The 11,521-nt window shown below is 67.9% G+C and carries 7 protein-coding genes and 2 pseudogenes; 6 read left to right on the top strand and 3 right to left on the bottom strand.

The genetic code is table 11. The annotated features are described in order from the left end of the window. Window positions 1–130 precede the first annotated feature (130 nt). From G205_RS02995 to G205_RS02975, 5 genes and pseudogenes are all read left to right on the top strand, one after another. Complete coding sequence (locus G205_RS02995; protein WP_009356669.1) at window positions 131–2,170, top strand: Hsp70 family protein; 2,040 nt, start codon at window positions 131–133, stop codon at window positions 2,168–2,170. Between the two features lies 1 nt (window position 2,171). After that, a complete protein-coding gene (locus G205_RS02990; RefSeq protein WP_009356668.1) occupies window positions 2,172–4,241 on the top strand; it encodes a LuxR C-terminal-related transcriptional regulator in 2,070 nt (689 codons plus the stop codon). 164 nt (window positions 4,242–4,405) lie between these two features. Next, entirely contained in the window at window positions 4,406–5,593 is a 1,188-nt protein-coding gene (locus G205_RS02985) for an IniB N-terminal domain-containing protein (protein ID WP_009356667.1), read from the top strand. A gap of 118 nt (window positions 5,594–5,711) precedes the next feature. Then, window positions 5,712–7,597, top strand: a pseudogene (locus G205_RS02980) (dynamin family protein). Then, a complete protein-coding gene (locus tag G205_RS02975) occupies window positions 7,594–9,093 on the top strand; it encodes a dynamin family protein (RefSeq protein ID WP_009356665.1) in 1,500 nt (499 codons plus the stop codon). Before G205_RS02980 ends, G205_RS02975 begins: the two are co-directional and overlap by 4 nt. Here the strand turns inward: G205_RS02975 and G205_RS22425 are convergent. Together G205_RS22425 and G205_RS02965 are read right to left on the bottom strand one after the other, a co-directional pair. Beyond that, on the bottom strand, window positions 9,020–9,805 hold the full coding sequence (locus G205_RS22425) for a hypothetical protein (protein WP_235046755.1): 786 nt from the start codon (window positions 9,803–9,805) through the stop codon (window positions 9,020–9,022). The two genes, G205_RS02975 and G205_RS22425, sit on opposite strands and share 74 nt — an antisense overlap. A gap of 5 nt (window positions 9,806–9,810) precedes the next feature. Next, on the bottom strand, window positions 9,811–10,200 hold the full coding sequence (locus G205_RS02965) for a PLD nuclease N-terminal domain-containing protein (RefSeq protein ID WP_009356663.1): 390 nt from the start codon (window positions 10,198–10,200) through the stop codon (window positions 9,811–9,813). A 61-nt stretch (window positions 10,201–10,261) separates the two neighbouring features. Between G205_RS02965 and G205_RS02960 the strand changes: the two genes are divergently transcribed. Beyond that, window positions 10,262–10,582: a DUF4229 domain-containing protein gene (locus G205_RS02960; RefSeq protein WP_009356662.1), complete on the top strand. Its 321-nt coding sequence runs from the start codon at window positions 10,262–10,264 to the stop codon at window positions 10,580–10,582. Here G205_RS02960 and G205_RS02955 read toward each other — a convergent pair. Next, a pseudogene (locus G205_RS02955) lies at window positions 10,579–11,459 on the bottom strand (1,4-dihydroxy-2-naphthoate polyprenyltransferase). The gene G205_RS02960 and the pseudogene G205_RS02955 sit on opposite strands and share 4 nt — an antisense overlap. Window positions 11,460–11,521 lie beyond the last annotated feature (62 nt).

Here is an 11,521-nt window from a genome sequence, read left to right as displayed (position 1 = left end):
GAAGCGGCCCGGGAAAATAACAAATCGATGTAGCAATAGGGGTGTTCCCGGTCCGCCGGTGATGCTACGTTGGTGACGTTCGCCCGTGATGAAGTTTGCAGGCGAAACGCAAGTTTGCCTGAGGTACCCCATGAGCTACGTTCTCGCCATTGATGTCGGGACCAGTTTCACGGCAGCCGCCGTTGTCCGTTTCCAGCAGGGGATCAAGCCCGTTCCGGAGTGCCTTCCGCTGGGTCTTCGCGGCTCTGCCGTGCCCTCCGTGGTGTACTACCCGGAGGAAGGCCCCATCCTGGTGGGCGAGGCTGCGGAGCGCCGGGGCCTCGATTCCCCCGGCCGCGTGGTGCGGGAGTTCAAGCGCCGGATCGGCGATTCCGTGCCGATCTCCGTGGGCACCTTGTCCCTGCCGCCCGAAGACGTCTTCGCCACCATGGCCCGCTGGGTGGCGGACCGCGCAGCGGAGCGGGAGGGGGAACCGCCGTCGGAAACCATCCTGACCCACCCCGCCGCCTGGGGCAGCCACCGCACGTCGGTGGTCCGGGACGCCCTTGCCGCCCACGGCCTGCCAAACGTCACCCTGCTGACCGAGCCCGAGGCGGCTGCGCTGCACTACGCCTCGCAGGTGCGGGTGGAGGACGGCAGCACGGTGGCCGTCTACGACCTCGGCGGCGGGACCTTCGATACCGCCGTCCTCCGCAAGACCGGCAGCAACCGGTTCGAGGTGCTGGGACGGCCCGAAGGCATTGAGGACCTGGGCGGCGCCGACTTCGACGCCGCTGTGTTCCGCTTCGTTGCCGCGAACACCGGCGAAACCCTGGCCCGACTCGACACCGACGATCCCAACGTGCTCGCGGCGCTGGCCCGGCTGCGGCGCGAATGCGTGGAAGCCAAGGAAGCCCTCTCCTCGGACAGTGAGGCCAGCATCTCCGTGCTCCTGCCCGGCCACCAGCAGCAGGTCCGCCTGGTCCGCTCCGAGTTCGAGGCCCTGATCGAGGAACCGGTCCGCGATACCGTGGACGCCCTGGAGCAGTCACTGGCGCAGCTGGAGCTTGAACCTGCAGACCTCACCGCCGTCCTGCTGATCGGCGGGTCCTCCCGGATCCCGCTCGTGGCGCAGCTGATCTCCGAACAGCTTGACCGGCCCATCGCCGTCGATGCCGATCCCAAATCCTCCATCTGCCTCGGGGCCGCCGTGTCCGCCGTGCTCGCGCAGCCCGAGGCTGCTCCCGCGGCCGCGGAGCAGGACGCCGAAGCCGCTGCCGCGGATCCTGCCGCCGAAGGCGGCCATATGCCCGTCAGGCCAGCCAGCTGGTCCCGGAAGGGTCCGGCGGCCGGTGCCGCTGCCGCCCACGGTCCCGGGCACGTACACCATGGCGGGGCGCATGCTCCGAAACCGACCGTACGGCTGACCGCCATCGCGGCCGCCGCCGCCATGCTCACCGTCCTGACGGCCACCGCCGCCCAAAGCCCGGAGGGACTGAACAGTCTGGCATCCGTCTTCCAGCCAGGCGCAGAAGCCGCACCCGAGGCGAAATCCGACGGCGGGTCCGGCGCCGGTGTCGGAACCGGCGGAGCAGCGGCGGGGGCCGCCGGCGATGCTGCGGAACCACTGGCGGGCATTGAGGCGGGAGTAAAGAAGCCGGCACCCGCGCAAAGTGCCGGCCTCGACGTCGAGGCATCACCCACCAGCCGTCCGTCGGCCAGCGCCACCGCCGAGAAGAGCGCATCCTCCACTGGAAGCGCCGCGGGCTCCGAGGCCGGCACCAGTGCCGCCGCTGCAGGCACGGGCTCCGGGACCGGAAGCACGACGCCGGGCGGCACCACCGAGCCCACCGGCACCCCAACGACAGGTTCGGGGTCGAATGAACCGGCGCCAGGCAAAACAGAGCCGACCGCGCCCGGCACCACCACCCCGCCGCCCGTGATCGTGGACCCAACGCCGGATCCGGTGCCTGTCGAGCCGACGCCGGAGCCCACACCGCCGGATCCGGTGCCCGTGGAGCCGACGCCGGAGCCCACACCGGTGGATCCGGTGCCCGTGGAGCCGACGCCGGAGCCCACACCGGTGGATCCGGTGCCCGTCGAGCCGACGCCTTCTGAAACAGTTGCCCCGCCACCGCCCTCCGAGCCCGCTCCGTCAGAGCCGGCCACAAGCACGGAACCGGTGGCCTAGCATGATGGGCGAACACACTGGAGTCGAAGAACCGGCATACCTTCCTGCGGAGCCGAACCACCAGGGACAGCCGGCCCACGCCGCGGAACAAATGGCCAGGCAGCTCAAGGGCGAGACCGCGGCCGTGCGGGAGCTGCTGCTGGCGTTGTCTGTTGGCTTCACCCTGCCGGGGCCGCTGCCGGTCGCCCTGCAGCGCAGGATCGACGGCGGCGAGGTGGACAGCCTGGACGTCCTGGTGCAACGGGCCGAGTCCGCAGGCCTGCTCACAGCCGATGGCACTGTTGTGGGACCGGCGCAGCACGCGTTGCTGACGGTCGCTCCCACCGCGAAAGTCCACGCGCTTCAGCGCGAACTGGTCTCCGCCTACGCCGCTGCCGGGCAGCCGCTGGGTGACGTGGCGCGGGAACTGGCCCGGGGCGGCCTTGCCGATACCCGGGTGGCACTGGAGTTGGAGCACGCCGCCAACAAGGCCTTGGACCACGATCCAGGACTGGCATACCAGCTGTACGGTGAAGCGCTGCTGGCAGGGGCCGACGAGATTGCCACTGCGGCCAGGCGAGCCCAGGCCGCAGCGGGCGACGGCGACCTGGACACCGCCACCCGGATTATCGACACCCTCCTGGTCGAGGAGGACCCGCCGGACGTGCGACGTGGGGCCGATGTCGCCGCCGCTGTCTGGGCGCAGCGCGGGATGCTGGCCCGCGGCGCAGATATCTACAGCTGGCTGGGAGCCTCCCGGGTGGGGCAATCGGCGCCCCTCGCCGCCGTCGCACTGCTCGGCTGCGGCAACCGTGCCGGTGCCGAGGCATTGTTCCGTGCGGACGCGCCGCCGGCCTCGCCCACGCTCCTGGCAACCACGCTCGCCCAGACCGGCAAGGGCCTCCTGGAGTCCCTGGCGGCTGATCCGCACCGGGGACTTCCCCTCCTGATCCATGCCTCGGACATGCTCAACGCTGCCGGCGCGGCGCTTCCCATGCCGGAGACACCCGCCGCGCTGGCCGCGCTGGTGGCCATGCACAGCGGCGAGCCGCACCTCGCCGAAACCGTCTGCCGCTCCGCGGCTGCGGCGGGCCAGGGCGGCAACGCGGCAAAACCCCGGCTCTTCCTGTTGCAGGCCTGGTCGGCGATGATGCAGGACAAACTCGAGGACGCCCGGCTCGCCATCAACGAGGCCTCCAAAACGAACCACTGGCCGCTGGTGCCGCGGGACGAATTCCTGTGTTCGGCACTGGAAGTTGGCCTCGCACGCCGCAACGGCGACGTTCCCGAACTCCTCAAGGCCTGGGAACGGGCCCGCGAGGCAATGCTGCACACATCCGTGGATCTTTACAGCCTGCTGCCGTGGGGCGAACTGATGATCGCCGCTGCCCGGATCCGGGAAACCCGCCGGGTGGTGCATTATTTCGACGAGGCGAACCGGCTGCTCGGCCGCCTGGGGGATCCGCCCCTGTGGGCAGTGCCGTTCCACTGGGCCGCCGTCCAGGCGGCCATGCTCAGTGAGAGCCCATCGGACCTGGCCCCCCACGCGGCAGCATTGGCCCGGGCGGCGAACCACAGCCATCTGGCGGCAGTGCTGGCCACCGCTGGCAAGGCCTGGGTGTCCGTGCTGGCCAACAGGTTCAGTCCCGCCGAGGTCGAGGCGGCGGCCCGGAGCCTGGGCAGGGTGGGAATGCCCTGGGAAGGTGCCCGGCTGGCCGGGCACGCCGCCGCGAAGGCGGACGACCGCAGGGACATGGTGCGGCTGCTGTCCTGCGCCCGCGACCTTCACCCGCAGGGCAGTTCCAACGGCGGCGGCGCTCCCGGTTCGGTCGACTCCGGTACCGGTACTGCCGAGACGGGCAACGGCATGCATCCGGACGGAACGGGGCTCAGCGAGCGGGAAAAGGAAGTGGCGCGGCTGGTGCTCGAGGGCAAGACCTACCGGGAGATCGGTGAAGCGATCTACATCTCCCCGCGCACGGCCGAACACCATATTGCCCGCATGCGCCGGCGCCTGGGAGCGGAGAACCGGTCAGACCTGCTGGCCCGGCTGCGCGTTGCCCTGAACTCGGAGAATCCCCCTCTGGAGTAAGCCCCTAATGCCCCTAACGGGGGCGGCGGCGGTTCCCCAGCCGGGGGACCGCCGGGAGGGGGAAACAGCCGGATGCCCGGTCCTGTACCCGGACCCTACGTTTGATCCAAGCCCGGCAACGACGCCAGGCGAACCTCAACTCAGAGAAACCAGGGGACCATCAAATGACACTCGCAAACGACCTCGTACAGTTCCTGATGCACCTCTTCGGCGACCGCCAGGCCGCGCAGGACTTCCTGGATGATCCGGAGAAGGTCCTGGAAGACCATGGCCTGGGCCATGTTTGCTCGGCAGATGTTGACGCCGCGATGCCGGTGGTCCTGGACTACGCACCCATTACGGTCAACTCCCGGTTCGACCGCGATTACAACACCGGCGGAAACACCTCCTGGACCGGCCACAACGACGGCGGCAACCACGGCGGCGGCGGCAACCACGGTGGCGGTGGACACGGCGGTGGCGGTGGACACGGCGGCGGGCACGGTGGCGGCGGCAACCACGGCGGCGACGACCACGCACACGCTGTCCAGCAGCTGCACCACGTGGTGAACAACTACTCGTACACCTCAACCGTGGATGACCGGGACAACATTGTTGACCAGTCCGTCAACCAGAACATCTGGGCCGACGGCGACGTCAAGCAGTGGTTCGACAACGATTCCGTCATCGCCTCCGGCGACCGCGCCGTTGCTGCCGGCGACGACGCCTACGTGAAGGATTCGAACAACATCGAGGATTCCTACAACACGGACAACTCGACCGACAACTCCACGGACAACTCGATCCACGCCGGCGGCGACGTCAACATCGGCAACGAGGAGACGGACATCGACGACTCCTTCAACACCGACCTGGACGTCGATGTTGACGACTCGTTCAACGACAACTCGGACAACTCCGACCACTCCACGAACGACTCCTACAACGACTCGACGGAGGACTCGTACAACGACAACTCCGATAATTCCGACAACTCCACGGACAACTCGGTTGACATCGACGATTCCTTCAACGACGAGAGCGTAGAGGTCGAGGACTCCTTCAACGAGGACCACTCCACCAACACCGACATCGACGTGGAGCTGGAGGATTCCTTCAACGACAACTCCACCACGGAAACCAACACCACCGAGGTGGATATCGAGGACTCGTTCCAGGACAACTCCACCGATGTTGACGTCGAGGTCGAGGACTCCTTCCAGGACAACTCGCAGACTGCGGTCCTTGAGGACAACATCATTGTCGCCGACAACGAACTCAGCTACTCGGAGGAGACCACCAACACCACCGAGATCGACACTGACATCGACGTCGAGGACGTGAACGTGGCAGGAGACGACGTAACGCTCTAGGAGGCAACGCTGTAGCAAAAACGCGGGATGCAGCCCGGCAGGTGAACCCAGAACACCTGCCGGGCTCTTCCCACCCCATCCCACATTCCAAATCGGGGCTCGAGGAAAAGGACACGCTGTGGCAGAAGCAGGACCGGCAAAACCCACTACCCCGGCGACGGCGGCGCAGCTCATTAAACTGGTGGAGCACGGCCTCCAACTGGTCGGCACCGGTGACCGGGCGGACCTCCGGAAGCGCCTGGACCAGACCCTGGGCAGGCTCAAGGACCCGAGCATCCGCGTCATCGTTGTGGGCGAGTTCAAGCAGGGCAAGAGCAAACTCATCAATGCACTGGTCAATGCCCCCGCTTGTCCCGTGGACGATGATATTGCCACCTCCGTCCCCACCGTGGTCCGGTACGGCGACCCTGCATCGGCCTCCATCCTGGTACCCAAGGCCGACAACGACGGTGCTGACGAGGCCAGCATGGAACGGCAGCCGATCCCGCTCGCAGACCTGCCGGCGTATGTCTCCGAGCAGGGCAACCCGGGAAACAGCAAGAAGCTCGTGGCCGCGGAGGTCTGCCTGCCCCGCAAGATCCTGACCGGCGGACTCACCGTCATTGACTCTCCAGGCGTCGGCGGGATGGGCTCTTCCCACACCCTCACAACCCTGACCGCATTGCCCACCGCCGATGCCATGCTCCTGGTGTCCGATGCGTCCCAGGAGTACACCGAACCTGAGCTGCGCTTCCTCCGCCAGGCGATGCGGATCACCCCCAGCGTTGTGGGTGTCCTGTCCAAGACGGATCTCTACCCGGACTGGCGGCGGGTGGAGGAAACGGACCGGGCCCATCTGGCCAGGGTGGCCCCGGATATCCCGTTGTTTCCAGTGTCCTCGGACCTGCGGCTGGAGGCCGCGCGGCTGCAGGACAGCGAGCTGAACACCGAATCCGGCTTTCCCGTCCTCATCACGCACCTCCGGAACGAGATTGTGGGCAAGGCCCAGCGCCTGCAGCGCCGTTCCGTCAGCCAGGACCTGCTCTCCGTGACGGAAAACCTGCGGCTCTCACTGCAGTCGGAGCTTGAAGCACTCGAAAACCCCGAGGGCACGCCCCGGATGATCGCCGAACTGGAACTGGCCAGGACCGAGGCGGACGAACTCCGCAAACGCTCGGCGCGCTGGCAGATCACCCTCAATGACGGCATCAGCGACCTCATCGCGGACATGGAATACGACCTGAGGGACCGGCTCCGCCGCATCCAGCGGGAAGCAGAGGCTGCCATCGACCAGGGGGACCCGGGGCCGAGCTGGAACGAGTTTTCCAGGTGGCTGGAGGAATGCGCCGCCGCCGCCATTTCAGACACCTTTGTCTGGACCAGCGAGCGGGCCCAGTGGCTGGCAGCACAGGTTGCCGAGCACTTCGCCGCCGAGGAAGTGTCGCTGCCGGTCATGCGTGTGTCCGACTCAGGCGATGCCCTGGATCCCGTGGACGCGATGCCGGACATGGAGGACGGCCGCATCAACCCGATGCAAAAAGTGCTGATCGGCATGCGCGGCTCCTACGGCGGCGTGCTGATGTTCGGCCTCCTGACCGGCATCTTCGGGATGGCCCTGATCAATCCGCTCTCCGTTGGCGCCGGCCTGCTGCTGGGCCGCAAAGCGTACCGGGAGGACAAGGAAGCGCGGCTCAAGCGACGGCAGGGCGAAGCGAAGGCGCTGGTCAGGCGGCAGATCGACGACGTCACCTTCCAGGTGGGCAAGCAGCTCAAGGACCGGCTTCGGCTGGTGCAGCGGTCCATCCGCGACCACTTCACCGAGATCGCCGAAGAACACCACCGCTCCCTGACCGATTCCGTGAGCGCGGCGCAGAAGGCTGCCACCACCTACGCGCTGGAGAAGGACGTCCGCATCAGGACATCAAGGCCGAACTCAAGAAGGTGGATGCCCTCCACCGGGCGGCCGAGGTGGTGGCCGCCGAAGTGGCAGGAGTCCAGAAACTCACGTCTGTTGGCGCAGTATGACCGGTTCAACCATCGACGGAGCTGCCGGCCTGGTCCAGGAGGCCCTGAAAGTCTACGATGATGACCCGGTGGCGGCCGGGGCGCTGCACAACTACGCCCGCAGGCTGGCGGAGCCCCTGCGCATAGCCATCGCCGGCATGGTGAAGGCGGGCAAGTCCACGCTCCTGAACGCCATCATCGGCGAGGAAATCGCGCCCACGGACACGGGCGAGTGCACCCGGATCGTCACGTGGTACCGGTACGGCCACACGCCCCGCATCACCCTCCACCCCCGGGATGGGGAACCCCGCATCCTGCCGCTCAAGCGCGTGGACGGCCGCCTGGTGTTCGTCCTCGGAGACGTGCAGGCTAAGGATGTGGAACGGCTGGACGTGGAGTGGCCGTCGCCCACGCTGCGGAGCATGACCCTGATCGACACTCCGGGCATCGCCTCCCTTTCCGAGGACGTGTCTGCCCGGTCCACGAGCTTCCTGACCCCGGGGGACACGCCGTCGGAAGCGGACGCCATCATCTACCTGATGCGCCACATGCACGCCTCCGACCTCCGGTTCCTCGAATCCTTCCGCGACACCGAGGCAGGCCGCTCCGGCACCGTCAATGCGCTCGCGGTCCTGTCCCGCGCGGATGAAGTAGGCGCAGGGCGCATCGATTCGCTGCTCTCGGCCGGGGAAATCGCCGAGCGCTACCGGCGGGACCACAACCTGCGGAAGCTGGCCCTGGGCGTTGTCCCGGTGGCCGGCCTCCTTGCCCAGAGCGCCCGCACCATGCGCCAGCAGGACTTTGCCGCCCTGCAGCTGCTGGCCGGCCTGGAGCGTGCCGACCGCGAAAAGATGCTGCTCTCTGCCGACAGGTTCGCCAGGTCCGTCGGACCGGACGGCCTGACACCGGAGGCCCGGGCGTCCCTGCTGTCCAGGTACGGCCTGTTCGGCATCCGGCTGGCAGTGGTCCTGCTCCGCAACGGGTTCGACGAACCCACCCCGCTGGCCCACGAACTCGCCCGGCGCAGCGGCCTGGATCCGCTGCTGGAGCTGCTCAACCGGCAGTTCCAGGCGCGCGCGGAGGCGTTGAAGGCCCGGACCGCCCTGGTGGGGGTGGAGTCCCTGCTGCGCTCTTCACCCCGCCCGGACGCCGGACAGCTGGCTGCAGCGCTGGAACGCCTGCAGGCCAATGCCCACGAATTCCGGGAACTGCGGCTGCTTGCCACGCTGCGGACCACGGGAGTGCCCCTCCGCCCGGAACTGGCAGCGGAGGCGGAAAGCCTGATCGGGGGGTGGGGCGCCGCGCCACACGTCCGGCTGGGGCTGGGCGAGGACGCCAGCCCGGACGACCTGGCGGACGAGGCCCGCCGGTTCCTGCTCCGGTGGCGCTCGGTGGCCGAGAACCCGCTGACGGACCGTGCCGCGCTGGAGGCCTGCAGGGTTGTCATCCGCAGCTGTGAAGGAGTGCTGGCGGAAGCATCGGCCCTGCAGCGCCAGCGGCTCCGGCCCTCCGCCTGAGCGGGCAGCGGTCCACCTGAGCGGGCGGCCGTCCGCCTGAGCGGCCGGCGGTCAGCCGGCGCGGCTCGACTTCAGCCAGGCGTTCGCCGAGGGCAGGAAGAACATCACCAGCGGCCAGTGCCAGGAGCAGTTCGGCGCCCCAGAGGAGCAGCACGTAGCTGGCGCCGTCGCCGTCGGGAACGAGGAACGCGACGGCCACGATCATCACCAGCGCGTGGCCGGCGAGCAGCGGGATCAGGGCCCACCTGGCCCAGCCCTGCCGGCCCAGCACCACGCCCAGCATGGCCGCCTCAAGGAGGATCGCCAGCAGCAGGGCTCCTCCGCTTCCCCAAAAAACGATCCCGGTAGCGGTGGTGACGGCCTCGGCGTCACCGCCCGGCGCCATCTGCTCCACCACTCCGCGCAGCCGTTCCAGGTGCCCGTCGCGGGTGAGGAACGAGCCCACCAGGACGGCGAGGCCCGCCAGGAAACTGGCAAGCCACAGCGTGCGGCCATGCCTGATGGTGCCCGGGGCCGGCGGGATGACGGCGATCGGAGCAGGCGCGGAATAGGACAGCCCCGGCCGCGGCGGCGGCGCATGGGGAGTGGGAGGCGGTGCCGGGGGCTGGCCGGCGGGTGCAGCGGACGGTGGAGTGGCTGGCCCTTCTGGCGGATAAGCGGTCCCGGATGTGTTGATCCCGGGCCGTTCTTCTCCGTCAGATTGGCGAGCCATAGGTCCTACTTCCGTCCGTCGGTATCGCGTTCGTCGGTTTCGTGTTTGTCCTTGCCGCCGTCGTCCTTCGCCTTGGCATCCAGCTCGTCCTTGAGCTTCTTCAGCCGGGCAGCCTCGGCCTCGTTGCGGCGGCGGACCTCAAGGTTGCGAAGGAAATCGGGATCATCGTCCGGGGCGGTGGGGTGGCGGTAGTTCTGCTGCTGCGGGGCAGACCCGCGCGGACGCCCGATGAGCAGCCAGAGGATGGCGCCCAGGACGGGAAGGACGATCATCACCACGATCCATGCGGGTTTGGAGATTCCACGCGTGAGCCGGCCATCCGTGCGGATCACGTCCACGAGGCCATACACGAAGATGACGAGGACTGCCACGGCCAAAGCCACACGGAGGAGCATGCCTCCAAGTCTATCGCCCGCAGGCCGCGGGAGCCCGGGCGGGAGACGGCTAAACTTGAATGTGGCCTTTTTGAAATATTCCCTGATCCGACTCGCCCTCTTCGCACCGCTGTTCGTGCTCTTCACGCTCCTGCAGCTGGGTGCCCTGATGTCCGTGATCTGTGCCGCCCTGATCGCCTTCGCCGTCAGCTACCTGTTCTTCCAGAAGCAGCGTGATGAGGCTGCCGCCGCCCTGCAGCGGCGGTTCTCCGGCAAGGCCAAGCCGCTCCGTTCGGCCAGTGAAGTCCAGGACGCCAACGCCGAGGACGCGCTCCTGGACGCCAACCCGGACATTGCCATCAGCAATGACGCCAAGGACCACAAGCCCCGCAGCCAGGGCTAGAACCCGTGGCTGAGTACCAGGCCCAGTGAGAACAGCAGGCTATAGCCGAGGTTGATGAGGCCGGTCTGCTTCAGCACCGGGATCAGGCTCTTGCGCTTGCGGCCGTTGATCATCAGCCAGGACGGCATCAGGCAGGCCGGGATCAGCAGCAGCACAATCAGCATCCATGGCCGCGCCGGAGCCAGGATGACCACCAACAGGATGGCCACGGCCAGCATCAGCACGTAGCTTTCCCGGGCATGCTTGTCGCCCAGCCGCACGGCCAGGGTCTTCTTTCCCACCTGCATGTCAGTGGGGATGTCCCGGACGTTGTTGGCCATCAGCAGGGCGGTGGCGATGAGCCGGTGCCGATGGCGCCGATGATGGCGGGCAGGTTGATCTGCCCCGCCTGGGTGTAGGTGGTGCCGAGCGTGGCCACCAGGCCGAAGAACACGAACACGAACACGTCGCCCAGGCCCATGTAGCCGTAGGGGTTCTTGCCGCCCGTGTAGCCCCAGGCAGCCATGACGCAGCCCAGGCCCACCAGGATCAGCCACCAGCTCTGGGTGATGACCACCAGCACCAGCCCGAACACCATCGCCGCGGCAAAGGTCCCGAACGCGGCGCGCTTGACGTGCTCCGGCTTGGCCGCGCCGGAGCCGACCAGCCGCAGCGGGCCCACCCGGTCATCGTCCGTCCCGCGGATGCCGTCGGAGTAGTCGTTGGCGAAGTTCACGCCCACCTGCAGCAGCAGGGCCACCAGCGCGGCGAGGATGGCGTTGAACAGGAGGAACGAATCCATCTCGTAGGCTGCGGCGGAACCGATGAGTACCGGCGCTATCGCGGCAGGCAGGGTTCGCAGTCGCGCGCCTTGGATCCATTGTGCGGCTGTGGCCACGTTTAGTACCTCGTATTGAATCGGGAGACCGGCGGGGCGGAAAGCACGCGCTCGCCGCTTTG

Source organism: Arthrobacter nitrophenolicus (genome assembly GCF_000332815.1).
GTDB classification, from domain to species: Bacteria; Actinomycetota; Actinomycetes; order Actinomycetales; family Micrococcaceae; genus Arthrobacter; species Arthrobacter nitrophenolicus.
This window is presented reverse-complemented; position numbering and strand designations above follow the sequence as displayed.

What these genes read in the sequence shown, in the direction of transcription:
- G205_RS02995 (WP_009356669.1), top strand. Translation starts at nt 131, where the DNA reads ATGAGCTACGTTCTCGCCATTGATGTCGGGACCAGTTTCACGGCAGCC.
- G205_RS02990 (WP_009356668.1), top strand. Translation starts at nt 2,172, where the DNA reads ATGATGGGCGAACACACTGGAGTCGAAGAACCGGCATACCTTCCTGCG.
- G205_RS02985 (WP_009356667.1), top strand. Translation starts at nt 4,406, where the DNA reads ATGACACTCGCAAACGACCTCGTACAGTTCCTGATGCACCTCTTCGGC.
- G205_RS02975 (WP_009356665.1), top strand. Translation starts at nt 7,594, where the DNA reads ATGACCGGTTCAACCATCGACGGAGCTGCCGGCCTGGTCCAGGAGGCC.
- G205_RS22425 (WP_235046755.1), bottom strand. Translation starts at nt 9,805, where the DNA reads ATGGCTCGCCAATCTGACGGAGAAGAACGGCCCGGGATCAACACATCC.
- G205_RS02965 (WP_009356663.1), bottom strand. Translation starts at nt 10,200, where the DNA reads ATGCTCCTCCGTGTGGCTTTGGCCGTGGCAGTCCTCGTCATCTTCGTG.